Source organism: Nocardia sp. NPDC102475, from assembly GCF_055584605.1.
In genome coordinates, this window is sequence record NZ_JBVJLS010000007.1 from 111,188 (window position 1) to 137,148 (window position 25,961).

The 25,961-nt window shown below is 63.7% G+C and carries 21 protein-coding genes; 5 read left to right on the forward strand and 16 right to left on the reverse strand.

What is annotated here, in order from left to right; all coding sequences use genetic code 11:
• Positions 1-47 precede the first annotated feature (47 nt).
• Positions 48-1,556, forward strand: a complete 1,509-nt coding sequence (locus tag ACZ60G_RS14925; RefSeq protein ID WP_465810680.1) for a pyridoxal phosphate-dependent aminotransferase — start codon at positions 48-50, stop codon at positions 1,554-1,556.
• Here ACZ60G_RS14925 and ACZ60G_RS14930 read toward each other — a convergent pair.
• Genes ACZ60G_RS14930 through ACZ60G_RS14960 form a run of 7 tightly spaced genes read right to left on the reverse strand, consistent with a single transcriptional unit; the run spans position 1,520 to position 11,079 of the window.
• Positions 1,520-2,584 carry an SIS domain-containing protein gene (locus ACZ60G_RS14930; RefSeq protein ID WP_465810681.1) on the reverse strand — a complete coding sequence of 355 codons (1,065 nt, stop codon included), beginning with the start codon at positions 2,582-2,584 and terminating at the stop codon, positions 1,520-1,522. The genes ACZ60G_RS14925 and ACZ60G_RS14930 overlap by 37 nt on opposite strands.
• The gene (locus ACZ60G_RS14935; RefSeq protein ID WP_465810682.1) at positions 2,581-3,384 is read right to left on the reverse strand and encodes a BtpA/SgcQ family protein; all 804 of its coding nucleotides are present in this window, start codon (positions 3,382-3,384) and stop codon (positions 2,581-2,583) included. The genes ACZ60G_RS14930 and ACZ60G_RS14935 overlap by 4 nt, the downstream gene beginning before the upstream one ends.
• Positions 3,353-4,387, reverse strand: coding sequence for an aldose epimerase family protein (locus ACZ60G_RS14940; protein ID WP_465810683.1), 1,035 nt, complete (start codon positions 4,385-4,387; stop codon positions 3,353-3,355). Before ACZ60G_RS14940 ends, ACZ60G_RS14935 begins: the two co-directional genes overlap by 32 nt.
• Positions 4,384-4,866 carry a hypothetical protein gene (locus ACZ60G_RS14945; RefSeq protein WP_465810684.1) on the reverse strand — a complete coding sequence of 161 codons (483 nt, stop codon included), beginning with the start codon at positions 4,864-4,866 and terminating at the stop codon, positions 4,384-4,386. The genes ACZ60G_RS14940 and ACZ60G_RS14945 overlap by 4 nt, the downstream gene beginning before the upstream one ends.
• On the reverse strand, positions 4,863-6,269 hold the full coding sequence (locus tag ACZ60G_RS14950; RefSeq protein WP_465810685.1) for an LLM class flavin-dependent oxidoreductase: 1,407 nt from the start codon (positions 6,267-6,269) through the stop codon (positions 4,863-4,865). The genes ACZ60G_RS14945 and ACZ60G_RS14950 overlap by 4 nt, the downstream gene beginning before the upstream one ends.
• The gene (gene ileS / locus ACZ60G_RS14955; RefSeq protein ID WP_465810686.1) at positions 6,266-9,427 is read right to left on the reverse strand and encodes an isoleucine--tRNA ligase; all 3,162 of its coding nucleotides are present in this window, start codon (positions 9,425-9,427) and stop codon (positions 6,266-6,268) included. Before ileS ends, ACZ60G_RS14950 begins: the two co-directional genes overlap by 4 nt.
• Positions 9,427-11,079 (reverse strand): MFS transporter, encoded by a 1,653-nt coding sequence (locus tag ACZ60G_RS14960; protein ID WP_465810687.1) that lies wholly within the window; start codon positions 11,077-11,079, stop codon positions 9,427-9,429. The genes ileS and ACZ60G_RS14960 overlap by 1 nt, the downstream gene beginning before the upstream one ends.
• 798 nt (positions 11,080-11,877) lie before the next feature.
• On the opposite strand from ACZ60G_RS14960, the gene ACZ60G_RS14965 reads away from it, so the two are divergent.
• From ACZ60G_RS14965 to ACZ60G_RS14980, 4 genes are all read left to right on the forward strand, one after another.
• A complete protein-coding gene (locus tag ACZ60G_RS14965; RefSeq protein ID WP_465810688.1) occupies positions 11,878-12,306 on the forward strand; it encodes a hypothetical protein in 429 nt (142 codons plus the stop codon).
• 538 nt (positions 12,307-12,844) lie between these two features.
• Positions 12,845-13,348, forward strand: coding sequence for a tyrosine-type recombinase/integrase (locus tag ACZ60G_RS14970; protein ID WP_465810910.1), 504 nt, complete (start codon positions 12,845-12,847; stop codon positions 13,346-13,348).
• A 478-nt stretch (positions 13,349-13,826) separates the two neighbouring features.
• Positions 13,827-14,129, forward strand: a complete 303-nt coding sequence (locus tag ACZ60G_RS14975) for a hypothetical protein (RefSeq protein ID WP_465810689.1) — start codon at positions 13,827-13,829, stop codon at positions 14,127-14,129.
• Between the two features lie 401 nt (positions 14,130-14,530).
• The gene (locus ACZ60G_RS14980; RefSeq protein ID WP_465810690.1) at positions 14,531-15,979 is read left to right on the forward strand and encodes an aldehyde dehydrogenase family protein; all 1,449 of its coding nucleotides are present in this window, start codon (positions 14,531-14,533) and stop codon (positions 15,977-15,979) included.
• A 491-nt stretch (positions 15,980-16,470) separates the two neighbouring features.
• Here ACZ60G_RS14980 and ACZ60G_RS14985 read toward each other — a convergent pair whose 3' ends face one another.
• From ACZ60G_RS14985 to ACZ60G_RS15025, 9 genes are all read right to left on the reverse strand, one after another.
• Positions 16,471-17,475: a LacI family DNA-binding transcriptional regulator gene (locus tag ACZ60G_RS14985; protein WP_465810691.1), complete on the reverse strand. Its 1,005-nt coding sequence runs from the start codon at positions 17,473-17,475 to the stop codon at positions 16,471-16,473.
• A gap of 4 nt (positions 17,476-17,479) precedes the next feature.
• Positions 17,480-18,493, reverse strand: a complete 1,014-nt coding sequence (locus ACZ60G_RS14990; protein ID WP_465810692.1) for an NAD-dependent epimerase/dehydratase family protein — start codon at positions 18,491-18,493, stop codon at positions 17,480-17,482.
• Positions 18,494-18,506: 13 nt separating this feature from the next.
• Positions 18,507-19,343: a mycofactocin-coupled SDR family oxidoreductase gene (locus ACZ60G_RS14995; protein WP_465810693.1), complete on the reverse strand. Its 837-nt coding sequence runs from the start codon at positions 19,341-19,343 to the stop codon at positions 18,507-18,509.
• 32 nt (positions 19,344-19,375) lie between these two features.
• Positions 19,376-20,578 carry a cytochrome P450 gene (locus ACZ60G_RS15000; protein WP_465810694.1) on the reverse strand — a complete coding sequence of 401 codons (1,203 nt, stop codon included), beginning with the start codon at positions 20,576-20,578 and terminating at the stop codon, positions 19,376-19,378.
• A gap of 66 nt (positions 20,579-20,644) precedes the next feature.
• Positions 20,645-21,358 carry a hypothetical protein gene (locus ACZ60G_RS15005; protein WP_465810695.1) on the reverse strand — a complete coding sequence of 238 codons (714 nt, stop codon included), beginning with the start codon at positions 21,356-21,358 and terminating at the stop codon, positions 20,645-20,647.
• 38 nt (positions 21,359-21,396) lie between these two features.
• Positions 21,397-22,671, reverse strand: coding sequence for an MlaD family protein (locus ACZ60G_RS15010; protein WP_465810696.1), 1,275 nt, complete (start codon positions 22,669-22,671; stop codon positions 21,397-21,399).
• Positions 22,668-23,789 carry an MlaD family protein gene (locus tag ACZ60G_RS15015; RefSeq protein WP_465810697.1) on the reverse strand — a complete coding sequence of 374 codons (1,122 nt, stop codon included), beginning with the start codon at positions 23,787-23,789 and terminating at the stop codon, positions 22,668-22,670. The genes ACZ60G_RS15010 and ACZ60G_RS15015 overlap by 4 nt, the downstream gene beginning before the upstream one ends.
• Positions 23,790-23,805: 16 nt before the next feature.
• Positions 23,806-24,909, reverse strand: a complete 1,104-nt coding sequence (locus tag ACZ60G_RS15020; protein WP_465810698.1) for an MCE family protein — start codon at positions 24,907-24,909, stop codon at positions 23,806-23,808.
• Positions 24,906-25,958, reverse strand: a complete 1,053-nt coding sequence (locus tag ACZ60G_RS15025; RefSeq protein ID WP_465810699.1) for an MCE family protein — start codon at positions 25,956-25,958, stop codon at positions 24,906-24,908. The genes ACZ60G_RS15020 and ACZ60G_RS15025 overlap by 4 nt, the downstream gene beginning before the upstream one ends.
• Positions 25,959-25,961 lie beyond the last annotated feature (3 nt).

The following is a 25,961-nucleotide window of genomic DNA, read 5'->3' on the forward strand; positions in this document are numbered from 1 at the left end:
CCGTCGTGGACCCCGCCGAACAGCGGCCAACTCCATCCCGTAGGGCGGTGCCCGACGTTCGGATGGATTTTGGACCGACCCCGTCGCTGATCGATATCTTCGAGCGCGCAGTCGACCCCGATGACCCGTACGAGCTGCGAAATCTCTACCTCGGCAGGGTCGAGGACGCAGTGGGCAAACGCAGCACTCGGCCCGAGCTTGCTGCAGCATGGCGCGCCACAAGACCAAGGCGGATAATCAGCTCGGAGCAAATTCTGCAATCCCGCTCAACCATTCGGTTTGTCAAGGAGACCTTCAACCATTACTTCCGCGATGACCTGTACGGCGCGCTACATAGCGATGACCACCTCCTACTGTCGACCGGCTCCGTCGATGAGGAGCAATGGGGCCTGCCTGCAGCCGTCAAGGACTGCATAGCGTTCGCACTCAGCCGTGACTGGTACGGGTACTCGGATTCACGGGGTCGCCAGCCGACCCGGGAAGCGGTCGCCGCGTATGAGTCGGCCCGGATCCGTGGTGTCGAGTACACGCTAGACAACGTGGCGCTCACTCTTGGCGGCACTTTCGCGGTCAACAGCCTTGCCGATTTCGTGCTGACCGGTCGGCAAACCTCCGCCCCAGTACTGTGTGGGATTCCGAATTACCCCCCGTTGCTCGAGTCGGTTGCTCGGCGCGCCTCGGTTAGCCTGATCCCAACCCCCCTGGTCGATGGCACCACCTCGATACGTCAGATCATCGAGCAACTCCGGCCCGATACCCCACTCGTGCTTCTTCAGACAGTAACCAACCCGACAGGTGCACCCGTGGCCGAGGATGAGTTGGCAACGCTGATCCGCTCAGCCGATTCGCGGACCATCATCGTGCTCGACGAGTGCCACGAATGGCTCGGTCCGCCGCCGACGTTGTCACCGGAGCGTGCAGCCGACAACGTGGTGCGGATCAGTAGTTTGTCTAAGAACTGGTCGGCACCCGGTATGAAAGTCGGTTGGATCCTGGCGGGCGCGGCATTCATCGACGAGTACTACGAATACGCCTCGACTACCTTCGGTGGTCCGCCGTCGTTCTTTTACACGGCGGTAGAGGTGCTGGCCCGGATGGAACGCTGGCGTCATGAGGGTGTGTGCGATATTACTGAGACACATTTGGCCGAATTCGAGTCTGGTTACGGACTCACACTCGGCGCCTTGCAGGGCGCTTACACCAGTTACGTAGGTGACCGAGATCGGCGGGAGTCGGCGCTGCACCACATGCGTGAGGTTGCCACTCGGCGTTTGGAGCTGCCGAACACCCAGGTCGCCGCAGCTCGGTACTCCATCAACACTGCTGTGAAGCTGCACGACTATGACGATTCCTACGTTGCATTCCGCGATTTGCTCGACCACGAGGGTGTCTCAGTGTTCCCTGGCCTGCTGACATTCTGTCTGGCCGACGGGCTGGTCCGGATCACCACATCGCGACGCCGCAGCGAGCTCGACACCGCGCTGGATCGCGTGCGGTCGTTTCTCGAACGCCGCTGCGATCACGGGTTGGCGAAAGGCACCACATTGCGCGCGTGAGCCAATCCTGCTCCGAGCGCTCCAGCCAGCACATGGTCGGTGAGCGGGCGCGCGACCTCGGGTACACCGCCCGCCACCATCACTGCACCCGTCGCCTTTGCGCCTGACGTGGTCGTCCCAACGGACAGTGCTTCGCTGTCGTCCTCGGCTGCCACCACGATCACCGAGCGGCGAGTGCCTATGCGCTGCGCCATCGATACCGCGAAGTCCCTGCCGCGGCCGGGTGTGGCCAGCACCAGAACCGGCTGGCGTGGGTCGTGACCGAACCGGTGTACGTGCCACCATTCGTCCAACTCCACGCCAATGGCGGGTAACGCGGCACTTTCGGTGACCTTGGCTGCGATGTGCCGAGCAGTGCCGACTGCTGAACCGGATCCGGCTACCACGACGACAGGCGCGGTGGACAGGGATGGCACCAATGTCGGCACAGTTGTCTCGGTCAGTTCGACCGAACGAGCCACCACATCGCACAACCGGTCGACGTCGTCGAGACCCGCGAAGTACCCGTGGCCATGGACTAGGCGACGAGCCAGGCAAAGTAATGCCACCACGCTGGCCTGGTAGGTCCGGATCCCGGGGGCCGGCAACGTCGAACCAGTGGCGACGAGGACGACGTGTTGCGCTGCAGTCGCGAGTGGTGATGCGTGCCGGGCTGTCACCGCCACGGTCCGGCAGCCGGTTGCTTGAGCCGAAGCCACAGCCTCTACGAGAGACGGATTGCCGCCGGAGGCCGACACCCCGATGACCAGGATCTGTTCCGGCGGCAACTGGCGCAATGCTGGAAAGTGCAGGAACTCGTCGGCCGACATGGATACATACTCGATCGTCGCGGCTGTCGAGAATGCCGCGCGGCAAGCAATCGCCGCATTCAGCGAATCACCGCTGCCGAGCACAACAACCCGCGCGAGATTGCCCGCTGCTGTGATCGCCTTCTTGGCCCCTAGTGCAGCATCGCGCAATAGGTCGGGAAGGTCAGTGGGCAGGGCACGGGTCTGCCTGCGCACCTCATCGACCGAATACCGGCTCATCCGACACCCCGCACGAGTTCGACCAATCGTTTCACACGGCGATCGTTGACTCTGTCTGGAACATCCGGATCCATCAGACAGCCGCTGACGAACGCACCGTCGGCCTCGGCCAGCAAAACATTCGCGTTTTGATGGTTAACAAAACCGCCGAGGACGATTCTTGTGCCCGGAGCGCGCATCCGGACGTCGGCGATCTTGCGGCGGGTCTCCTCGGTGTCCGGGTGTGCGATGCAGACCGCGTCAGCACCTACCGTAATCGCACGCTTCGCCACACCGCCGGTGGTCTCATTCGGATCAGCCCACCGGTAGTGCATCGAGTCGATATCGGCAATCAGGGCGACGTCCATCGCCTCGATCGCCCTTCGGTAGGTCATTATTTCCAGCGGGTCGGGCTCAACCCATCCATGTGTGGACAACGTCGCGCCGACGATTGCGTCAGCACGCACGAAGGCCGCACCAGTGAGTTTCGCAACCGCCAGGGAGGCGCTCACAGCGTGCCGCATGATCTGCACCCCGACCGCGAACCCATAAGGTGCCTGCTCACGTACCTCGTGTGCGAGCAGGCTCATAGCTGCGACACGAGCCGGATCTGCGGTGTCGCGAACGCCGTACACCCGGTCGACTGTCTGTAACAGCACACCGTCCATACCCCCCTCAATCATTGCCGCCGTCTGCTCACGCACACCCCGCACGATGCCGGGGAACGAACCGCTGACATGGAACGGCGTACCTGGCAGGGGTGGAATGTGAACGACTCCGTACAGGGACTTATTCGGCACTGTCATCCGCACGTCCTCCATCGTTCGGCAACCCGTCGAACAGCAGATCGAAGGTTGTTCTGCTCCGATATGTCTCGCCCGGCCGCAGCAACGCGGAAGGGAATCCGGCCTGATTGGGTGCATCCGGCCAGGCACCCGGTTGGAGGCAGATGCCGACGCGTGGCCGGTCCGGCACGAAGTCGCCGGTGTACACCGCAAGCCCGGTCTGATCGGTGCCGACGATGACGGACCGGCCACTATCCGGGTCATGCAGCCTCGCTACCGGGTGACCGCGCCCTAACACCAGAAACGCGTCGACGGCGGTGCCGCCGAGCCGACGCTGCCGGGTGAAATCGACGGCTGTCCCGGTCACGGGCATCAGGCCGCCGGTCGGGACGAAGTCGGCATCGGCAGCCACCACATCAGTTGCCCGAAGCCATAGTTGGTGATCATCGATCGTGGGTGCGACACCGAGGTTCCAAAACGTGTGTGTGCTCAGGCCACACAGTGTCGCTGTGTCCGTGTTCGCGGTGAACTCAATTGTGAGGCGGTTGGATTCGTCGAGTTCGTACGTCGTAGTGGCGGTCAGCGTGCCGGGATAGCCCTGGTCGCCGTTGGGACTCACCAGCGTCAGCACCACCTTGCCGGAAGTAGCGCCAAGTTCGGTACGACCATCCCATACCCGGGCGTCGAATCCATTGGGCCCGCCGTGGATGTGATGCGCACCGGCGTTACAGGCCAACTGGTAACCGTGTCCGTCAATGACCAACCGGCCCTGGCCGACCACTCGGGAGAAACGCCCAAGTGTTGAACCGATGTATGCCCGACCTTCGACGGCTTCGTAGTCCGCAAGTTTCGGCAGCCTGACGACCACGTTGCGTCGTGGGCCATCGCGATCAGGCACCTCGACGCTGACCAAGGTCGCTCCGTATTCCCAGACCGCCACCCTCACGACACCGTTGTCGAGCGCGAACTCTGAGACACCCCGTGATGGCCCTCGGCTGGTCCGGCCGACCACTCGACGCACGACTCGAACGCCCATCATAACCCTAGTTGAAGGAAAGTCCGGCGGCTCGGACCCGAGTCGTCCGTGCGGTAGCGGGTGAAACCGATAGCAAGCAACATCGGCAACACGGTCAGATCTGGGTTTGCTTCGGCACGTAGCGCGCCCGCCCCCGCTGTGCTGGCCTGCCGGACCGCGTAGCGGACCGCGTGAAAGCCGACGAGTTGAGCTGGCGACGCTGGATCCACCGCCAATCGCTGCATATACCAGGCGGCCATGACTTCCGGCAGGCCCGCTTCGTCCGGATTGAACGATGGCACCGGGCCGACGGTGACCGTCACCACCGGCGTCTCGCCGAGTAGACCAAGCCAGACGTGGCCACCAGCGACTAACCGTCGCGTTGATTCGGGGCTGCGTTGCGGCGCCTGGGTTGCAGTGGCCGTCGCCGCATATCGGTCGGAGCGCTCCACTAGCGCGTGCACCAGGTGCGAGTCTACGGCGACTTTCCAGCGGAGCATCATGCCGCCACCATCGCACGCAGTACGGGCGCGACCTCGAGTGCGAATCGTTCAACAGTCTCGATGTCGACCGGCGGCCGCGCGCCGAGGAGGAAATCACGGACTCCGAGCTCGACGTAAGGTGCCAGGCGATCCAAGCATTCGGCTACGGTCCCGAATCCGAGATATTCGGGTAGGTCGGCGCCGTGCCCGCGCCCGATGACAGCATTGCGCCTGTCCGTCACCGCATCTGTGGTCGTCCGGATCATCACGCGAAACGTCAATGAGCGCCGAAGTTCCTGGCTCCGGCCCGTGTCGTGGCACAGTTGGTCGAGCAGCCGCACCTTGTCTGCGTATGTCGTCAGGGGCAGCGTTGGGCTGTTCCATACGTCGGCATGCAGTGCGACCAGCGGCAACGTCCGCTGCTCGCCAACGCCACCGATGATCAGCGGCACCCTGCGCTGCACCGGACGAGGGTTTAGGTACGCTTCGCGCAGCCGATAATGGTTTCCGTCGAAATCCACTGGCCCACCGTCCCAGAGCAGTCGCAGGATCCGGCAGGTTTCGTCGAGTTGCTCGTATCGGGTTCGCAATGACGGCAGCGGGATCCCGTACTGTTCGACGGCGAGATCGGGTCCGCCGACACCGACCCCGAATTCCAGTCTGCCGCCACTGACCTGGTCGACTGTCGCGGCGACCGTCGCAGCGACAGCAGGGTGCCGCCAAATCGGGGACGCAACCAACAACGCGCACCGTACCCGCGGCGTAACCGCTGCTAGGGCTGCCAGCACGGAAGGACCGTCCATACAAGGCCCGCCTGGACCGAAGATCGGCGGACGATAGTGGTCAAACAGCGAAATCCAGTCGTATCCGAGTTGCTCAATGTCACGCCACAGCACCCGCATCGACTCGAAATCGGCATACTGCTGCCCGGAGTGCACACCGATACGGATGCGTTGTGGGAACTGGTAGACCATTTCCAGCCTATCCGTGGATGTCGCTCCAACCGGCTGGAAGCCAGTACGGCGGTATAGGTCCTGTGCCCGCCGGTTCCAGTCGTGCACGCTCAGCACTACCCGCTCGATCGATGGGTCCCCAGCCGACCAGTCGAGAACGGCACGAACCAGTGATTCGCCCACGTCCCGTCCCCTAGCTGCGGCCGTAACCCACAGTGAGATCAGCTCGACTTCACGACCACCGTCGCCGCGGGCACCGCTGATCATGCCAATCGGCTCCCCGGCATACTCGGCGACAAAGTTCGCCTCGACATCGGTGAGACGACTGCGCCACCGCTGCTCGGTATCGCCTGTGCCCTGCCAATCAGCGAGCTGCGAGTCGAATGCGCCCGGCGAGTCGGCCAAGGCGCTCAGGCGCAGCGCACGCCACAATCGCCATTCGTCGGGCCCGACTCGCCGGAGTTCGGTCATCGTCCTGCGGTCAATCCGGACACGCCCACTATGACCTCGACACCATCGACGGTGCCGGCGAAACCGTCGTCGAGGGCCTCGACCAAGCGGATCGACTCTGCCAACGTCTCGTCGGCGATAAACGCCATATGTCTACGGACAGCCGAAAACAGGGATTCCGGGCCAGAGATCGTGAGTTGGATACGATCGGAAATATCCAGTCCGGCTTCGCGGCGGGCTTGTTGCGCAACCCGGACCACATCGCGCGCCGTACCTTCAATCGCCAACTCGGAAGTGATGTGAGTGTCCAGCGCAATCGTCACCCCGCGCTGAGTCTCCACGGTCCAACCGCTGCGCGGCACCTCTGCCACCACGACCTCCTCCGGGGTGAGCTCGACCTGCTCGCCCTCGAATTCGATCGTGGCGATGCCGTGTTCACGTAGCTGCACGGCTATCCGCCGCGGTTCAGCGGCGAGGATGGTATTCGCGATTGCTTGTGTCTGTTTTCCGTACCGGCGACCGAGCATTCGGAAGTTGGGCTTCACATTGACGTCGACCACCTCACCTGTGGCGTCGAGCGTGCTTATCGTCTTTACGTTGAGCTCTTCGGCGATGTCATCGAGTAGTTCTCGCGGCAGCATGGTTCCTGGCGGGAGTCCGACAAAGCCACGAGCCAGCGGCTGGCGGACCCGCACTTTGCTAGCCTTTCGAGCCGCACGACCAGCCTCTACAGCGGCCCTCGCGAGGCGAACCTGTTCCGACAACACTGGACGGATCAGGGCAACGTCGACCATCGGGAACTCGGCCAGATGTACCGACTCGGGTGCCTCGGGCGAACCCGGGCGGACGACCTGCTGCCAGACCTCCTCTGTAATGAACGGCACGAACGGTGCGAGCAGACGTGTCAGCACGTCCAGGCACTTGTACAACGTCGACAGCGCATCTTGGTCTCCGACCCAGAATCGCTGCCTCGATCGGCGGACGTACCAGTTGGACAGGTCGTCGACGAAGTCGGCGAGTGTTCTCCCCGCGCCAGCGGTGTCGAAGTGCTCCAGCTTCTCATCGGTCTCACGTGCAACACGGTGTAACTCGCCCAGCACCCACCGGTCCAGGACCGGCCGATCCTCAACCGCCAGCGCCGTCCCTGGCTTCCATTCGGCGTGGCTGGCATACAGGCTAAAGAACGACGCAGTGTTCCAATACGTCATCAATAGCTTTCGTGTGATGTCGTCGAGTGGGCCGGACCCAACTCGGCGCGGTGCCCACGGCGAACCTGAGCAGGCCATGAACCAGCGGAGTGCATCGGCACCGTACTCATTCATCAGTGGGATTGGAGCAAGGATGTTGCCGAGGTGCTTGCTCATTTTGCGGCCGTCCTCCGCCATGATGTGCCCCAGGCAGACGACGTTCTCGTATGGAGAGCGGTCGAAAACCAGCGTGCCGACCGCCATTAGCGTGTAGAACCAGCCGCGAGTCTGGTCGATTGCCTCGCAGATGTACTGAGCCGGATACCGACGCTGGAAGGCTTCCTCGCTGCCAGCCACATAGGGATAGCCGAGTGCGGCGAACGGCATTGCGCCGGAGTCGTACCAGGCGTCGATCACCTCGGGTACCCGGGTTGCCACCTGCGCACAGTCCGGGCAGGGAAAGGTGACGGCGTCGATATAGGGGCGGTGCGGATCGAGATCGGTCAGATCCTGGCCCGTCAGCTGCCCTAGCTCATGGCGCGATCCGACTGGGGTCACATGCCCGTTTCCGCACCGCCACAACGGTAGTGGTGTGCCCCAGTACCGCGATCGAGACAGCGCCCAGTCGACATTGTTGTTCAGCCAATCACCGAAGCGGCCATGCTTGATATGAGACGGGAACCAATTCGTTTTCTCATTCTCCCGCTGCAGCTCCTTGCGCACACCGGTCGTGCGGATGTACCACGACGGCTGTGCGTAGTGCATCAGCGGCGTGTGGCATCGCCAGCAATGCGGGTAGGAGTGCTCGTAACGCTGGTAGCCGAACAGCAGGCCACGCGCACGCAGATCATCGATCAAGACCTGATCAGCGGACTTGAAGAACATGCCACCAACCGTGTTCACGTCATCAAGAAATGCACCGTTAGGGCCGATTGGGTTGATAACTGGCAGCCCATTGGCCCGGCATACCGCAAGGTCATCCGAGCCGAATGCTGGCGCCTGGTGCACGAGGCCAGTGCCGTCAACGGTGGTGACATAGTCGGCGAGTACGACGATGTGTGCGTCGGGGATGTCTACGAAATCGAACGGGCGGCGGTACCGTAGCCCCGCCAATTCGATACCCGGCACCGCGGCCAGTTGCTGCACCCCGTCTGTGCCGAGCACCGCCTCGAGTAGCGCCTCGGCCACAACGAACACGCCGTCACTGGTGCGGGCAATGGTATAGGTGACATCGGGATTGACGGCAATGGCGGTATTGGCCACTAGAGTCCACGGCGTCGTCGTCCAGACAAGTAGTTCGGCTGTGTCGTGTCCGGCCAGTGGCTCAGCTAACGGGAATCGGACATATACCGAGGGATCGCTTACTGTCTCGTAGCCCTGGGCGACCTCGTGGTCGGACAACGCCGTGCCGCAGCGCGGGCAGTAGGGGGTCACTCGGAAGTCTTCGGTCAACCGCCCGTCGGTAAAGATCTTCTTCAGCGACCACCAGACACTGTCGACGTACTCGGGCGACATCGTGGTGTACGGATGGTCGAGATCGACCCAATAGCCCATGCGCCGCGTCAGTTCCTCGAATTCACCAACATGACGCAGAACCGACTCGCGGCAGCGCGTATTGAACTTATCGATGCCTACCTTCTCGATGTCCGGCTTGCCGGAGAGCTGCAACTCCTTCTCCACAGCCAGCTCAACCGGCAGGCCATGGCAATCCCAGCCGGCCTGGCGCGGCACTGCATAGCCCTTCATAGTCCGATAGCGCGGAAACACATCTTTGAAGACGCGGGCCTCAACATGATGTGTCCCCGGAGAACCGTTCGCCGTGGGAGGGCCTTCGTAAAAGACCCAACTGACACCATCTTTCGTGCGTTCGATACTGCGCCGGAACACGTCATGCTCACGCCACCATTCAGTGATTCGAGCATCCATCGTCGGCAAGTCAAGCCGAGCTGGCAACGCGCTGAACGGAGACCCGAACGTATGCTTTTCAGACATCAATGCGATCCCTTGCCTCGTCGACCCGCATGGGTAGTCCACCACCTCATGCAGGGACGAAGCCGAAAGTCGCCTCGGCTCCGCGGTACCACCCCGCTTGCGTCGGCTGTTGCCGACACCCCTCGATTTTGTACCGCTATAACGTGCGGTCTTCCGTTCGGTTCTACTGGGAGGTTCGCCCTCTGTTCTTCCGAAAGCTCCCCGGTGATAGCCGGATCTGGGCCGTTGCCGCGAGTGTAACAGCTTGCGTCCCTGGGCATCTGCGTCGAGATAACGAACATCGCGATTACAGCGACCGCGATGACCACGAACACCAGATGCACTGCCGAACCCAGTTCAGCTGGCGCCGGATCACTGGTGCCACCGGTTGCCGCGGTAACGACGGCGCCGAAGGCGGCGACACCGAAGGCGCCGCCCACTGATCTGGCGAACATGTTCGTCGCTGTGACAACACCACGTTCGTTCCATTCAACGCTTGCCTGAGCGGCGATCATGGTCGGCGCTGTCACCAGTCCCATCCCAAACCCCGTCACAAAGCAGGCGACCGCTACCGCAGGCACTGTCGACCCAGGGGTCAGCAGAAGCAGAGCTGCGGCTCCGACCGCCGTGATCCCGCTCCCCAGTGACAGAGTCAACCGGAATCCGACGCGCAGATAGAGCTTGCCCGCCAGCGAGACAGCGAGTGGCTGGCCTAGAAGCAAGGCCCCGACGGCCGACCCCGTGAGCAGCGCGCTCGCGCCGAGCACACGCTGTGCGTAGGTCGGCACGTATGACGTGAGTCCGAGCAATACCGCCCCGGCGAGCAGGGAGATCGCGCTGCTCACCACAACCACTCGACGTCGGAAAACCCACAGAGGCAAAACGGGATTCGCAGCCCGTCGCTCGACCCCAAGGAACAGCGTCAGCATGGCTACGCCTCCCCCCAGCACGACCACGCTAGTTGGGGAGCCCCACGCCCAGGACCGCCCGCCCTCAAGGAGCCCGAGCACGACGGCGCCAGCGCCCACTGCCAACAACCCGGCCCCAAGAACATCAACCCTCTGAGGTTGCCGCGGTACGCGCTCGGCGAAACGGGCAAATAGCATCCACCCTGCAAGCGCCGACAATGGCAGGTTGAGCAGAAAAATCCACCGCCAACCGACATAGTCGGCAATCAGCCCTCCTGCCAGTGGACCGATGATAGATGACATCATCCATATGCTCGCGAAGTAGCCTTGCACCTTTGCGCGCTCTTGAACCGTGAAGAGGTCGCCGAGAATGGTGACCGAGATCGGAAGGACGGCACCCGCGCCGATCCCCTGCACAGCACGGAAGATGATCAGAGCGGTCATGTTTGCCGCCATTCCGCACAGCAGCGAGCCGAGCGCGAAAACGCCGATGCCGAAAATTATGAGCGGTTTGCGGCCGACGCTGTCGGCGAGTTTGCCGTAGATCGGTACGGTCACCGCCTGCGCAAGCACGTACAACGAGAACAACCAGGGAAACTGGGCGAAACCGCCGAGGTGGTCGCTCATCGTGAGCACGGCGGTAGCGACGATTGTTGTGTCCAAAGCCACCAACGCTGTGGCGAGCAGCAGCGCGGCAAGGATCGGGCCACGCTCAGAGCGCAGCCCGATCGCCCGCCCGGATTCAATCGTCACGCGCACCATCATGTCGACTTCTCACGCACGCGTCTTCAATTGTGTTCAGCCTGAACCGAAGTCGACGCGGACCCGCGGCGCAAGCACATGAGTTGCGTAGTGCCGCCGGCATCTTGCCCAGCTCGACATGGATCGGCCGGTGTTGACAGGTGTTGGTCAGCACGCAGCGACACCGTTACCGCCCGTGGCTATGACCACCTATGGGCCCGTATCGGTCAACACCTCCCCTGGGTCGTCCGGAAATCTGCCCTGCTCGAGGTAGTACCTGTCTGCGTCGGTAACCTCCGCACGCCACACCCCACCACGCTTCGACAGCACCACCAAACCCGCCATTCGAGCGCTCTGGCCGTCACCTTGTGGGCGTTGCCGGTCATCACACCATCCGCGGGCAGCCATACCCACCCAGCGCAAGACATCGAGCTGAGCTCCATTGATCGGATCGGTACGCGCCACCATCACCGACAGCCCGCGCACGAGATACAGCTGCTCGGAGGCAAACTCACAGCCTATGCGGCATCCCTGGCGGTATGACGCCCTCTGACGATTCTGTAGGTAGGGCCGGTCCCACGCCCCGACGACCCGCCGCGGCCAGGAGCCTGTGTCGGACGCAGCCACACCGACGTTCCAGCATGCTTGCACGCCAGCGTGATCGAATACCCCCGAAATCGTTCACGCACCCGACGGTGTGGCTGACCGCGACCTGGGCGGCGCGGTCGAGTGCCTCGACCACGGAGGTAAAGCCTTGGCCCACAATGTGATCCAGCGATCACGGACCAAACAACTCGGGATTGCCGACGGGTGGTGGCTGTCGTGCTGATCGCACCGGTCATCCCACCACAAACACCCGTCCACGAACTCATCCACGCCATACGCACCGCACCACGACAGGTCGCCACACCCATCGACCCCGGCATCGTCTACAGCATGTGCACCCTCGGCACCGCAGGACGCATCCACGACCGCGCAGTACTGGACGCCCTCGACTGGACCAGCGGCACCCGCCTCGGAATCCGCTGCTACAACGACGGCATCCTGCTCATCCACCCCACCGATCTCGGCACCGCACACGTCACCAGCGCCTACTTTCGCATCCCCTTCCGGCAACGACGCCAAGCAGACCTGGACATCGGTGACAAAGTCCTGCTCGTCGCTCACCCGGATCAACAGCAACTCGCAATCTACCCACCACCGATGCTGAACGCGCTGTTCGGCAACTACCTGCGGTCACTGGAGTCATAGCCGATGACAACAGACGTCCGCACAGTCGCCGACCCGACAGCCATCGACGCCACCCGAATCCTGTTGTCGCAGACAGGCACCGCCACAGACCTACTCACCACCCCCGCCGTACCCACCTTCAGCCAAGCCATCCCGAAACTGCGGGCCACCCTCACCCCGGGCACCCTGCGCACCTATAACACCCATCTCAACTGGCTCGAAACCACCTGGCACAACCACCCATTGGACCAAATCTCCAAAGCTGATCTCGACCACCGAGCCCACACCATCCAGACCACCAGCAGCGCTAAACCCGGCGCACGCAACGGAACCAGCGCACGAGAACACTTCGTCAGCACCGCACGCTGCCTCTACCGCTACGCCGAAGACAACAACTGGATCCACCCCACCCGAAACCCCGCCCGCCACCTAGCAATACCCACCCCGGCCACCATCGCAACGCCACGCGATCCCCTCTCCCCAACTCGCCGAGATCTGCCACGTCACCTCCCTTACCGGCAACGACCCCGAACTCGACACCCTCATCCTGCGCCTGCACATCGAAACCGCATGCCGCCGCAGCGGCGCCCTGCGCCTACGCCCCTGCGACCTCGACCCACACCAATGCCTAATCCTGCTCCGCGAAAAAGAAGGCATCGACCGCTGGCAACCCGTCTCCCCCACCCTCATGCGCCACCTCCTGCGCCACGCCGAACAACGCGGCAGCCCACCCCAAGGGCAGCTGCTGCGCTACCGCAACACCAAACCCATCACCGCCCGCCGATACGACCACCTCTGGACCCGCATCGGACAACACCTCCCCTGGGTCGCCACCCAACACATCACCACCCACTGGCTACGCCACACCACACTCACCTGGGTCGAACGCACCTTCGGCTACGCCACCGCCCGCACCTACGCCGGCCACCACACCCGAAAAACCCACGGCACCACCGCCACCTACGTCAAAGCCGACCTCCACGAAATCGCCGCAGCACTCACAGCACTCACCCAAGAACCCCACCCACTACTCACCAACCAACCCCACCCCATCACCCACTAACAACCACGGTGCCGGTCGCCCAACAACAAGCGACCGGCACCACCCTCCAACCAACAATTTCGCCCACGCCACAACACCTTTGAAGCAGCAAAACAAACCGAAGCCGAACCAACCACCAGAGTCCGACCCAGCCTCCAACTCAGCTACTTCTAGCGAAGCACTGAAAACTGTTGCAGATCAATAGCATTGAGACAACGGAACATGATCGCCCAGCCTGTGCTACTCTCTAGCGACGCACAATAGAAGCACTCGTGCACACACCTGCACCAATATTGTTGCGGCTCCGTGATCGATTCCCCTCTCGCGCACAGATTCACGTCAAACGTGACAGAAGTTCGTGCTCTGTGTGCGAGTGCCCTTGCACACACGGGAGCCGACCAGTGGAAACACGTTCTGACCTGCACCGATTTCTGGCATATCTGCCAAATTGCGTCACATCTGCCCCCTCGCGGAAGTTTGCTGGCGAGGGTGATAGCCGATGATCGCGCCCGTCATCCCGCCCCAGTCCCCGTTGCAGGAGCTCATCCACGGGCCTCTTCCGCCAGCCCCGGCGGTGCGTCCCGCCGACGGTGATGTCGTCTACGGGATCTGCACCGTCGGCGACGGGGGCCGCGTCCTCGACAAGCCCGGCTTCGCCGCCCTCGACTGGAGACCGGGCACCCGCCTGGAGCTGACCCGCCTCGACGCTGGAGTGCTGCTGGCCGACCGGCCCTCGACGGACACACCGCCATCGCCGCGGGTGGGTACTTCCGTATCCCGCATCGGCTGCGGCGGCAGGTGAGCTTGTTCGTCGGCGACCGCGCCTTGCTCATCGGGCACCATCGACGGCCCGTCTCACACTGAGGTGACCGACCAACACCGAACTCGATACCGCCGCGATGCAGCCCACACCGACGATGTCGCCGAGATACTCCGGGTGCGCCGGTGCCAGCCGTGCAACCGCGATCGATAGGTACTGGACCTGTTCGAGTTAAGCGCTTAAGCTCAGCCGCAACGACCATGAGTCCTTCGCCTCGGGACGCAGGGCCAGCCTCGAACTAACTGTCGGCGCTGCCCCGAGTCCTGCAGGCGGCAGGCGGCAGGCGGCCAGATCTTTCCTGTGCTGGACAGCGCAGGGTTCTCAACAACTGAAGGCATCGCGCTTCTCCGTGTCGGAGCGGCTCGGCGAAAGGATGAGGGATATTGAGTAACACGATCGACATCGATCCTGCGGTCGAAAGCCCTAGCTCGGGGATCATTCCCGTCTTCGACCCGTCCACCGAGGAGTTGATCGCAGAGGTCGTCGATTCCGACCAGGCGACCGTCGACGCGGCGGTGGCAAGGGCACGCGAAACATTCGAGTCGGGTGTCTGGCGCAAGCTGCCCGCCGCGCACCGCGCGGAGGTGCTCTTCCGCGCCGCGGACATCATCCGGGCCCGCACCGACGAGCTCGCCGAGATCGAGGCCCGTGACAACGGCATGAACGCGATGGCCGCGCGTCAGATCATCAAGGTGTCGCTCGAGATGCTGGTGTACTACGCCGGCTGGGTCGGCAAGATCCACGGCGAGTCGAGCAATCTCGTATCCGACGGACTACTCGGCCACTTCGAGAACTACCACACCTTCACTCAGCTGGAGCCGGTCGGTGTCGTCGGCCTCATCATCCCCTGGAACGGGCCGTTCTTCGTCGCGATGCTCAAGGTCGCGCCCGCCCTCGCGGCGGGCTGCAGCGCTGTTCTCAAGCCCGCCGAGGAAACGCCGCTCACCGCGCTGAAACTAGAGGAGATCTTCCGCGAGGCGGGTCTGCCCGACGGCGTCCTGAATGTCATCACCGGCTACGGGGAGACCGCGGGTGCGGCGCTCACCGCGCACCCGGACGTAGACAAGATCGCGTTCACCGGGTCGACGGAGGTCGGACGGCTGATCGTCAAGGCGGCCGCAGGCAATCTCAAGCGCCTGACACTCGAACTCGGCGGCAAATCACCGCTGATCATGTTCGACGACGCCAATCTGGAGAAGGCGATCATGGGGGCCGGCATGGGCCTGCTCGCCGGGTCGGGCCAGAACTGCTCTTGTACCTCGCGCATCTACGTTCAGCGCGGCATATACGAACAGGTCGTGGACGGTCTCGCCGCGTTTGCCAAGATGCTGCCGATGGGCGGAAGCGATGATCCCAACTCGGTCCTCGGCCCGCTGATCAGCGAGAAGCAGCGTCAGCGCGTGGAAGGCATCGTGAACGACGGCGTGGCCGCCGGCGCGCAGGTGGTGACCGGCGGCCAAGTGATGGACCGCCGCGGCTACTTCTATGAGGCGACGATCGTCACCGGTACCACGCCCGATATGCGTCTCATCCGCGAGGAAATCTTCGGGCCGGTCGGCTCGGTGATCCCGTTCGACGATGAGGACGAGGTGATCGCCGCCGCGAACGACACGGAATACGGGCTCGCCGGCTCCATCTGGACCGAAAACCTCGGCCGCGCCCATCGCGTCGTGAACGAGCTTCGCGCCGGCCAGATCTGGGTGAACTCCGCGCTCGCGGCGGACCCCTCTATGCCGATCTGCGGCCACAAACAGTCGGGTTGGGGCGGCGAGCGTGGCAAGAAGGGCATCGAGTCTTACTTCAACATCAAGTCGGTCTACATCGGCCACTGAGCGGGTCGACCGGGATTGTCGGCGGCAACGGTGTTCCCGCGCACTGGGGATGAATCCGGTAGAGGTGACTTCACCGGATTCACGGGCGATCGATCACCGTCTATGTGCTCCGCACGCTCCGGTGACCACGCCGCATCCGGCACCGGGTGCCGGGTGCAAGCTCGGCGCAGAAGTTGAACACCGGCCCGTTCCACGGACGGCTTCAGCTCCGCCATCGGTGATCTGCTCTTCGGTGACCGGATCGGGGATCGGAATCACCTCACCGGTCCCGGGCATTCACGGATCTAGTCCAACACCGATTGCACCGTCATGGGTATCACTCCTCGCGCATCTGCGACTTTGCTCGACCGGGTGACGGTCGGCCTCACCAACCAACCGTCACCCATAGATTAAGCGCTTAACCCAGCGCCGTCCAGAGGGCGACAATCCGAATTTCGGGGTTTTGCAGAGCTACATCGCCACCCTGGCGACGTCTGAGCGCGGCGTCCTGTCTAGGTCGAGGCGCGCACGACGAGCCGGGCGATGTCCGTGGGCTCGGGAGCCGATGGCACCGGATACCCCAGTTCGGTGAGGACTGCCGCGATCGCGGCGGTGGCGACGGCGGTGGGATCGAACTCCACGGTGGTCAGGGGCGGTGAACTGAACGCTCCCATGGGGTTTGCGTCCACACCGATGACAGCGAGGTCGTCGGGGCAGCAGAGACCGGCTTCGTGGATGCCGAACAGCACGAGGCCCGCGATCTCGTCGCTCTGCGCGCACACGGCGGTCACCCCGTCGCGCACCCACCCGGACACCACAGCCGCGACATTGTCCGGAGTGACCTCGCCCACGCTGATGGACGGCAGATCGTGCAGGCGTGCCGCCCGGGCAACGCCCTCGAACCAATAGTCCCCCAAGGCACGCCATTTCGCGATTCCGGTATAGGCGAAGGCGATCTTGTGGTGCCCACGCGAGACCAGATGCCCGACACGCAACGTGCCGACCGAGAGCAGCGGATCTCCGAGCGCGGGCAGCAGCCCGATCTCGATATGCGGCACCTTCGCCGCTCGCACCGCGGTCCGTACGCGGCTGCTCAGCGGAAACATGCTGACAACCGCGGTTGGATCGAGATTGCCGATGGCATCGAGGACCTGCTGATCGTCCTCGGTCTGGAAGATCTGCACCTGCAACAGCCCGTGGCGGGCGAGTTCGGTGGTCATCCGGTTACCGGCCTCGATCGGCATGTCACCGACCGCCACCCGCGGCACCACGTACAGCACCACGCCACCCTTACCGCGCGCCAGATTTCGCGCGGCGACATTCGGCCGATACCCCAACTGTTCGGCGGCGGCGTAGACCGCTCCCCGGGTTCGCGCCGAAATCCGCTTGCCCTCGGCATTGTTCAAGACATAGCTGACCGTCGCGGTCGATACCTTCGCCAGCCGCGCCACATCGGCGTTCGTAGGCCGCGCAGTCCTGTCCTCGACGCTCGACACGTCACCCTCACGAGCGGCCATGGCCTCATGATGGCACGCCGCGCCCTGCTCCTCCCCGTCGGCGGTGCTCGAAGAACTCCGCGGCGCGGCGGATCGAATTCTCCACCGGCTCCGGCTTCCACCCGAGTTCACGCTCGGCCTTGCCGTGGTCGAGCGGAGACATCAACTCGGCCATGCGCAAACCGACTGTGGCGAATGGGAGATCGCGGTTCACCAGACGGGCGGCCAGGTCGTTGCCACGGGCAGCGAGGTAGAGCAGTTTCAGAGGTAGGCCGATGGTCGGTGCGCGGACGCCCACGGCGGCAGCGGCGATCTCATGGACCTCGCGGCTGCTCATGTAGCGGTCGGAAATGATGTACCGCTCGCCGGGGCGGCCGCGACCGCCGGCGAGGACCATCGCCCGTGCAGCGTCCTCGATGCCGACCACCTCCGAGGAAAAATCGAAATAGAAGGGGAACCGCCCGGCGGCGACCCGGGCGATCACCGAACCGTGCGGTGTCGGCGCCCAGTCGCCGGGGCCATAGGTCGTGGAGACACACATGGCCACCACCGGGAGAGACTTTTCCCTGGCGTAGCGCATCACGAGATCCTCGGCCGCGACCCTGGCCGCGATGTAGGGGCCGCCGTCGTCCCAATTGTGTGGGTCGGTCTCGGTGACCGGGCGCTGATTGTTGATGGCCAGTGTTCCGGCGGTACTGGTGAAGACGAATTTCTCCAGTCCGGCAGCAACGGCGGCGTCCAGCACATGCCGCAAACCCTCGACATTGGTGCGGAACAGGGGCGCCGGATCGCGCAACCACATCCGCGCGTCCACGACACAGTAGTAGACGACGTCGCATCCGTTCATCGCCGAGCGCAACGCGATGTCGTCGAAAACCTCACCGTAAACGCGTTCGACGTCGAGGTCGTCGATTCCCTGTGTCGAACTGGTGGGGCGCAGCATCACCCGCACGTCCGCACCGTCGGTCGCCAACCGCCGGGTCACGTGGCTTCCCAAGAACCCGCTGGCTCCGATGACCAATTTCTTCGACTGTGTCATGGCCGCGGCATACCTACTTCAGCATGCTGCCCGCGTCGATCGGCAAAGGTACGCCGGTCACGTAGCGGGATTCCTCCGATGCCAGGTAGAGCACCGCATTGCTGATGTCGATCGGATCCACCCACGGCACCGGCAGGGTGTGGAACATTTGGCAGATCGGCTCGAGATCCTTCGGTCCCGGATTCTCCAGGTCAGGGCGGAACAGCTTGAAGGTTCCCTCGTTCAGCAACATATCTGTGCTGACATGAGTGGGATGCACCGAATTGACCCGGATCGAGTGCTGCCCCAACTCGACGGCGAAGGTTCGCATGAGACCGACCACACCGTGCTTGGCGGCGACGTAGTGTCCGACGTGCGGGTACGCCTTGAGGCCGCCGACCGAGCTGGTGAGGATGACCGAGCCGCCGCGCCCGGCCGCGATCATATGCGGCGCACCAGCTTTCACGGTTTTCCAGACGCCACCGAGGTTGACGCCGATCATATCGTCCCAAAGGTTTTCCTCGAGATCGACCAGCAGACCACCCTCGTTGCCGATGCCCGCGTTCGCGATGATGATGTCGAGGCGGCCCAGCTGCTCGACGCCACTGTCCACCGCCGCCTTCAGCGCCGCGTAGTCGCGTACGTCGACCTCGGCGGTGACGACGCGCCGACCTTCGGCCTTGACGAGATCGGCGGTGGTCGCCAGATCCGCCGGCGTCGGCATCGGGAAAGGTACGTTGTCCAGCTGTTTGCAAACGTCGACGGCAATGATGTCGGCGCCTTCCTGCGCCAACCGCACGGCGTGGCTGCGCCCCTGGCCGCGCGCCGCGCCGGTGATGAATGCGACCTTTCCTTCGACCCGTCCGGTCATGATTACCTCTATTCGTTGAATTGATTCGTTGGTCAGGAAGTGAAGGCGGGCAACGTTTCCCAGCCGCGGACGGTCGAGGTGGGCGACAGCTTGCTGTTGGCCGTGTCGATCTCCCACTCGGGGAACCGCGCCAGGATTTCCTCCAGCGCGATCCGCCCTTCCAACCGGGCCAACGCCGACCCCATGCAGTAGTGCGTTCCCACGCTGAAGGTCAGGTGTTGGCGGGTATCGCGATGGATATCGAAAACGTCACCGTCCGGCGCGAATTGCCGGTGGTCGCGGTTCGCTGCCCCGATAAGCATCATCATCACGCTGCCCTCCGGAACCGTCCGGCCATGCAGTTCGACATCCCGGGTCACATAGCGCGCGACGTGCGGTGCGGGTGGCTCGAACCTGAGCAGCTCCTCCACCGCGTTCGGTATGAGCCGCGGATTCTCGACCAGCTCACGCCGTTGCTCGGGATGTTCGGCAAGCACCTTGCCCGCCCAACCGATCAATCGCGTCGTGGTCTCGTTACCGGCACCGGACACCACGTTCACGTAGATCAGCAACTCATCGCGGGTCAGGCGCCGTACGACTCCGTTCTCGTCTTCGAACTCCACGTTGAGCAGTTCGGTCATGATGTCGTCGGAGGGGTGCTCGGTACGCCAGTCGATGTAGGCGGAGAAGATGTCGCCGGTGGCCATCCCCTCGGAGGCGGCCTTCATCGGCTTGCCCTCCTCGGTCCGCATTTGATCGTTGGCGAAGTCTCGGATGGCTTCCTGGTCTTCCTCGGGAATGCCGAGCAGCATGCCTATTGTGCGCATCGGCATCTGTGCGCCGATATCGGCGATGAAATCCAGCCGACCGGTACCGACCAGCGGATCGAGGCTGCGGACGCAGAATTGACGAATCTTGTCCTCGAGTTCCCGGATCTTGCGCGGAGTGAACATGCGGGACAAGAGCTTTCGGTGGATGTCGTGGACCGGCGGATCCTCGAAGATCAGAATTCCCGGCGGCATCTCGATTCCGGCCTTGATCAGCTCGAGGATGGCCCCGCGTGCGGAACTGTAGGTGCCCGTGTCGAGCAGGGCCGCATTCACATCGGCCCACCGGCTCATCGCATAGAAGTCGTGCTGCTCGTTGTAATAGATGGGCAGCTCCTCGCGGAGCCGCTTGAACATCGGATAGGGATCGGCATTGAGTCCGACATCGTAAGGGTCGTAATAGATGTCACTGATCGCACTGGTCGTCACGGAGATACACCTCTCTTCTCGAATTTCGCCATTTCATTTATTTGTTGGATAGCGAGGGTCGAGCGCCTAGGGCAGCTCGACCTTGCTCGCCAGCCACCGACCGTCGACGCGGTCCATGGTCATCAAGATGCGGTTGCGGTCGACGCGGGGCGTCGGGTTGGTCACATTGGTGATCTCGGCGTCGACGAACAGCATGATCACGGCCTGGTTCTCCGAGGCGGACTGCACACTCGCGGCGACGACATGTCCCTTGCTGACCGACTTTGCCTGCAGCAGCATCGGTTTGAGCTGATCGGCCGACTTGCTGTACATGCTCTTGAATTCCCCGGTCGCCCCGTTGAGGACGGTCGTGAAATCGTTGTCGATATGTGAGGAGTCGATGCTGGTCAGCGCTGTCGCGTAGTCCTGGGCGGCCGCCAACGCCGCCGCACCCGCGGCTTGGCGATCGTTGCGGGTCTCGAGTTTCCAGCCGAGCACCGCCGCGAGCACGACCGATACCACGACGAGCAGCATCAGGACTCCGCTCAGCGGGCGCGGCAACCATCGGCGCCAAGAGCGGCCGGACTTCCCGATGTCGTCGGACACTTCCGCGACCGCGCCGTCCTCGGCGTCGTCGGAGGCGGCGGCGGGCGCTTCCGCATCGGCAATGGCCAACGCCGAATCGTCGCGGCTCATCTCATCTGGATTCGCGGCCGACACCTGGTCCGACGCTGCACCCTCGCCATCGGACGAGACCGAGTCGTCGACCTTGTCCATGGCAATCACCGAGCTTTTGTTCATCTTTGTCTCCTGTTCACAATCGTCCTTCCCCCGGTGCGTTACCCCCCTTGTACGAACGGGCCGCCGTACGTCTGCGGAACGGAGTACGGCCCGGTCGGTGGCGGATCCGCTCGCTGCTGCGGATCCACGCCGGGGGGAATGGTCGCCGTGTTGTCGCCGGGCGGCCGCGGCGCATTCGCCGCGCCGCGTGGCAGGACCGACGGGTCGGAATTGGTGCACCGCGCGTGCAGGTACGGCTGCGGGAAATCCGGAATGGAGCCCGGGAGGCGCGGCAGGTCGTAGTCGCATGCGTACTTCGGGTAAGGACTCACCGCGGCCCACACCCCGCCGTCGTGCATGGCGGAGGAGATGGCATCGAGCGTCGAGCCGGTCCGCTGCTGCGGGAAGAAGAATTCTTGCAGCGCCGGTACGTGCAGGTAGGCCATCTGTGAGGTGGTGGCCAGGTTGCCGAGCAGCTGCACCATGGTCGGCGAGTTGTCAGCGATGATCTTGTCCAGCGCGGCCAGCGCACCCGGTGTGTTGTCGACCAGGGTCTGGTAACCGCCGGTCATCGATCCGACTCCGGCCATCGTCTGTGCCAGATTTGCGGAAGTCGCCCGTAGTCCCGGAGCGACGTCCCCGAGTGTGGTCAGTACCGCCTTGCTGTTGTGCAACAGCGAAACTGTCTGCGGCAGTACCGAATCCAGGGTCGAGAGCAGGAACATGCCGCCGTCGACGATCGCGGCCAGTTTTTCCGGACCTGCCGAACTCGCGCCGAGTTCGCGCACGATGGCCTCCATCCGGGCCGGGTCCAGCTGTGCCAACGTGCCGCTCATGCTGGCGAGCATGGTGGCCATAGTGACCGGGGTCGAGGTGTGGTCCTGGCTCACGACATCGCCGTCGGACAGATACGGCCCGCTGTCGGACGAGGGCAGGAAGTCCAGGAACTGCTCGCCGGCCGCGGACAGCGAGGCGACCCGTGCGTTCCCTCCCGCTGGGATCCGCACGCCGGACTGGATGGTGGCGACGGCAACGACCTTGTCTCCGTCGACGTCGACCGACCGCACGCGCCCGATCCGGACGCCGCGCAGCGTGACGTCCTGATCGGGCAGCAGGCCGCCCGATTGCGTTAGTTCCACCCGCACCTGAAACTGCGACCGGAACGGATTGAGCTGCAAGGAGCCCAACAGCAGGTACCCGGTACCCAGGACCAATACGAGCAATAGGCCGGCGCAGGAGGTCAACAGGCGGTGGCGCGACACTTGCCGCGCCGTGTACACCAGCGCCCGCGCGGGTGGCTCCAATATCACGTCTCGAACGACAGCTGTATTCATCGGCCCGGCTCAACCTTGTCTTTCAAGCGGTTCAGGGTGTATTCCAGCGATCCGATGAAGTTGACCCAATCCGTGGCGTCCGGCATTCTGCCGGCGGAGTCGGCGGGACTGTTCGGATCCGGCACCACACCGATGGCGAGCTTGGGGATATCGGCATTCACGTGCGCGGACGACGCACTCGTCACCTTCATGATGAGCGGGATCAGTGCGATCAGTGCGTCGAGATTCGCATCGGGATTGTTCGCTGAGGTGTTCATGCCCTCGGCCAGCTTGTCGACCGATTCGATCAGACTGCGGTCGTTGGTGCCGTTCACCGATGGGTAACGGGCGATTTGCTGGGTGATTCGGTTCACCTGCCCGATCAGTTCGACGATGCCCTGAGTGTTGTCGCCGATGACCTGCAGCGCCGGTCCGGCCGCAGCCATCGCGTCACTGACGTCGGCCCGCTGGGCTGCCAGCGTCGCGCTCAGATCGCCCGTCGTCGCCAGGATTTCACGGATCCGGTCGGACCGGGCCGTGAGGTTGTTCACCAATTGCCTGGTCTGCTCGATCATCTCGGCCAGGCGGTCACCGCGCCCGCCGACGGCCGCGCCGAGGCTGTTGGCCAGGCTGGTGAAGTTCTCGATGGCTCCACCATTGACGAACAAGGCGGCTCTGGTGAGCACCTCTTCGATGGTCGCCGCTGCCGACGTCGACTCCAACGGAATGCGCGCGCCGTCGCCCAGATCGGGAGCAGCGGGATCCGGCTTCGCCAGCGGCGTGAGTGCGACGAAGACGTCACCCATCGGTGTGGCCGAGCGCAATTCGGCAGTGGTCCCGGAGGGGAGCCGCACGCCGGATTTGATCCGCATCTGCACCACGGCCGTGTAGTTCTGGGCCCGCATCGACTCGACCTCGCCGACATCGGCGCCGTTGAGGCGGACCTTCGCTCTCGCCGGCAGGTTGAGCGCGTTGGCGAAGGTGGCCGTCAACGAATAGCTGTCACGGCCGACACCGGGCGCCGGCAACGGGAGTTTGTCCAATGTCACCGAACAAGCGGTGGCCGACCAGGCAGCAGCCGATACCGCCACCACAGCGCTGATGCGCAGGATGCGTTCTCGTGAGCCGAATTTCGTCATGTTTCTGTCATCCCTGCTATTTCGGCGGTGCTCCCGCGATGACCGCGAGCATCTGGCCGAGGCCGAAGTCCGGTCCCATATCCCGCGCGGTTCCGGTCGCACAGCCGAGCTCCTTCAGACCCAGAAGATTGCAAACCGACTTCAGCATCTGGCCGTCCAGCAGGAACTTGTTCAGGTCGACCGTGGCGCGCAGTGCGCCGATGTTCTGGTCGATGGCGTTGTACGCGTTGTCCGTCACCAGCGGGAAGACGTCGAGAAACTCGGCCAGGTTGTCGTTGTAGTCGGCCATGGATTTGGTGACGGTGTTCGAACTCGACGCCAGAGCCCGCAGATTGCCTTGATTGCGCTGCATGAGATCGGTCATCTGGATGATGATCTGATTGAGTTGCGCTCCGGTGTCACCCGCTCCCAGATTCAAATCGGCGAGTATGTCGCTCAGCTGGTGCACACCGGAACCGAACTCGCGCAGAGCCTGATCGTTGCGGGAAGCGGCCGCGGTCAGCGCGTCGAGATTCTGGACGACCGAGGTCACGGCGGCTCGGGTCGCGGCCCCGTTGTCCGGGCCGAGCTGGAGTGCGCGCGAGAGCTCGGTCATCGCGTCGCGCAGGTTGTTTCCGTTGCCGGCCACGATCTGCGATCCGACGTCGAGCAGACCGCCGACCGGTCCCTGCCCCTTGCCGTCCCCGCCCAGCGAGGTGGACAGCTTGTCGGCCATCGCCAACAGGCTGTCGAATTCCACCGGGGTCCTGGTGCGATCGGTGGTCAGAACGGTGTGGTCGGCCAGCACCGGGCCGCCGCGATAGACCGGAGTAAATTCCACATGCCGGTCGGTCAGCACGGAGTCCGACACGACAACCGCCTGGGCGTCGGCCGGAATCTTGACCCACTTGTCGATATCCATGGTGACATCGACGTAAGTCGCCCGCGCCTGAATACCGGTGACTCTGCCGACCCGCATGCCCAGAACCGAGACCGCGTTGCCGGTGTACACACCGTTGGCATTCGTGAACTGCGCGGTGATCGTGATCGATGTATCGATCGGGCCACTGGAACACCCTGCCACTACGGCGCCGATGAGGGCGAGGACCGCCAGCTTCGCTCCTCGGATCACGCTACTCATTTGCAGTCCTCGAAGTACGGTTGCTGGTTCACTTGTTTCGCGAATCCGCTCAGTGCGCACATGAACGAATCGATGAAGAGGCCGTCGGGTCCGTTGCCCACCATTTCCTGGCCGGTCCCGGTGGCGTTGGCGAACAACCGCCACGGCACCGGCAGGATCTGCAGAATGTTGCGCAGCAGGTCGTCGTGACCCGCGATCATCTGCATCATCTGCGTCAGATTCGTGAGCAGCTGCTGGATTTGCGGCCCGTCGTCCACCGCGATGGGCTTGAGCTGTTGGACCAGCGTGGTGGTGGCCTGCAGCAAGCCTTCGATGGCCTGCTGCCGGGAAATGATCTGCTGCAACACATTCCGGCCATCATTGACCATGGCCCCCAGCTCGGCCTGCTGATCGTGGAGCACCGTGACCACCTGATCGGTACTGTTCAGCAGCGATCCGATCTGGGTGCGCCGATCGGCGATAACCGAGCCGAGAGACCTGATGTTCTGCAGAACTTCGGGCATCAACGCCGGCGTACCGCGCAGTTGTTCGGTCAAGGCGTTCATCGTCTGCGCGACCCGATCGGCATCGATACTGCTGAAGGTTGTCGTGGCGTTCTGCAGCGCGGTCTGCAGGTCGTAGGGCACCTCGGTACGAGACAGCGCGATCGAATTATCGCGGAGGCGCCCTGCCCCGGCGGGGCGAAGTTCGACGTAGCGCGAACCCAGCATCGTCGTCAGTTTGATGGCGGCCCCGGTATCGGATCCCAGCGGCAGGCCGCGCTGCAGCTTCATGGTCACCACCACGTGGTCCCCGGCCAACTGCGTCCCGGTGACGTTACCGACCTCGATTCCGGCGAGGGTCACCGCGTCGCCGGCGCCGACACCGGCCGCCTGCGCGAAATCCGCCCGATAGGTCTGCTTGCCGAGGTGCAGCGAATTGACAAATAGCGTCACCCCGACGACAACCGCGAGAACGGTGACCGCCACCAGGCCGATCCGTAGCCTGCTGCGGTCCTCCAGCGGACGGCTGCGCATCCGCTGCCACACCGTGTTCAGTCGTCGCATCATTTC

What these genes read in the sequence shown, in the direction of transcription:
- ACZ60G_RS14945 (WP_465810684.1), bottom strand. Translation starts at nt 4,866, where the DNA reads ATGATGCTCCGCTGGAAAGTCGCCGTAGACTCGCACCTGGTGCACGCG.
- ACZ60G_RS14990 (WP_465810692.1), bottom strand. Translation starts at nt 18,493, where the DNA reads ATGACACAGTCGAAGAAATTGGTCATCGGAGCCAGCGGGTTCTTGGGA.
- ACZ60G_RS14960 (WP_465810687.1), bottom strand. Translation starts at nt 11,079, where the DNA reads ATGATGGTGCGCGTGACGATTGAATCCGGGCGGGCGATCGGGCTGCGC.
- ACZ60G_RS14935 (WP_465810682.1), bottom strand. Translation starts at nt 3,384, where the DNA reads ATGGAGGACGTGCGGATGACAGTGCCGAATAAGTCCCTGTACGGAGTC.
- ACZ60G_RS15015 (WP_465810697.1), bottom strand. Translation starts at nt 23,789, where the DNA reads ATGACGAAATTCGGCTCACGAGAACGCATCCTGCGCATCAGCGCTGTG.
- ACZ60G_RS14940 (WP_465810683.1), bottom strand. Translation starts at nt 4,387, where the DNA reads ATGATGGGCGTTCGAGTCGTGCGTCGAGTGGTCGGCCGGACCAGCCGA.
- ACZ60G_RS14975 (WP_465810689.1), top strand. Translation starts at nt 13,827, where the DNA reads ATGATCGCGCCCGTCATCCCGCCCCAGTCCCCGTTGCAGGAGCTCATC.
- ileS (WP_465810686.1), bottom strand. Translation starts at nt 9,427, where the DNA reads ATGTCTGAAAAGCATACGTTCGGGTCTCCGTTCAGCGCGTTGCCAGCT.
- ACZ60G_RS15005 (WP_465810695.1), bottom strand. Translation starts at nt 21,358, where the DNA reads ATGAACAAAAGCTCGGTGATTGCCATGGACAAGGTCGACGACTCGGTC.
- ACZ60G_RS15020 (WP_465810698.1), bottom strand. Translation starts at nt 24,909, where the DNA reads ATGAGTAGCGTGATCCGAGGAGCGAAGCTGGCGGTCCTCGCCCTCATC.
- ACZ60G_RS14930 (WP_465810681.1), bottom strand. Translation starts at nt 2,584, where the DNA reads ATGAGCCGGTATTCGGTCGATGAGGTGCGCAGGCAGACCCGTGCCCTG.
- ACZ60G_RS15010 (WP_465810696.1), bottom strand. Translation starts at nt 22,671, where the DNA reads ATGAATACAGCTGTCGTTCGAGACGTGATATTGGAGCCACCCGCGCGG.
- ACZ60G_RS15025 (WP_465810699.1), bottom strand. Translation starts at nt 25,958, where the DNA reads ATGATGCGACGACTGAACACGGTGTGGCAGCGGATGCGCAGCCGTCCG.
- ACZ60G_RS14995 (WP_465810693.1), bottom strand. Translation starts at nt 19,343, where the DNA reads ATGACCGGACGGGTCGAAGGAAAGGTCGCATTCATCACCGGCGCGGCG.
- ACZ60G_RS14985 (WP_465810691.1), bottom strand. Translation starts at nt 17,475, where the DNA reads ATGGCCGCTCGTGAGGGTGACGTGTCGAGCGTCGAGGACAGGACTGCG.
- ACZ60G_RS14950 (WP_465810685.1), bottom strand. Translation starts at nt 6,269, where the DNA reads ATGACCGAACTCCGGCGAGTCGGGCCCGACGAATGGCGATTGTGGCGT.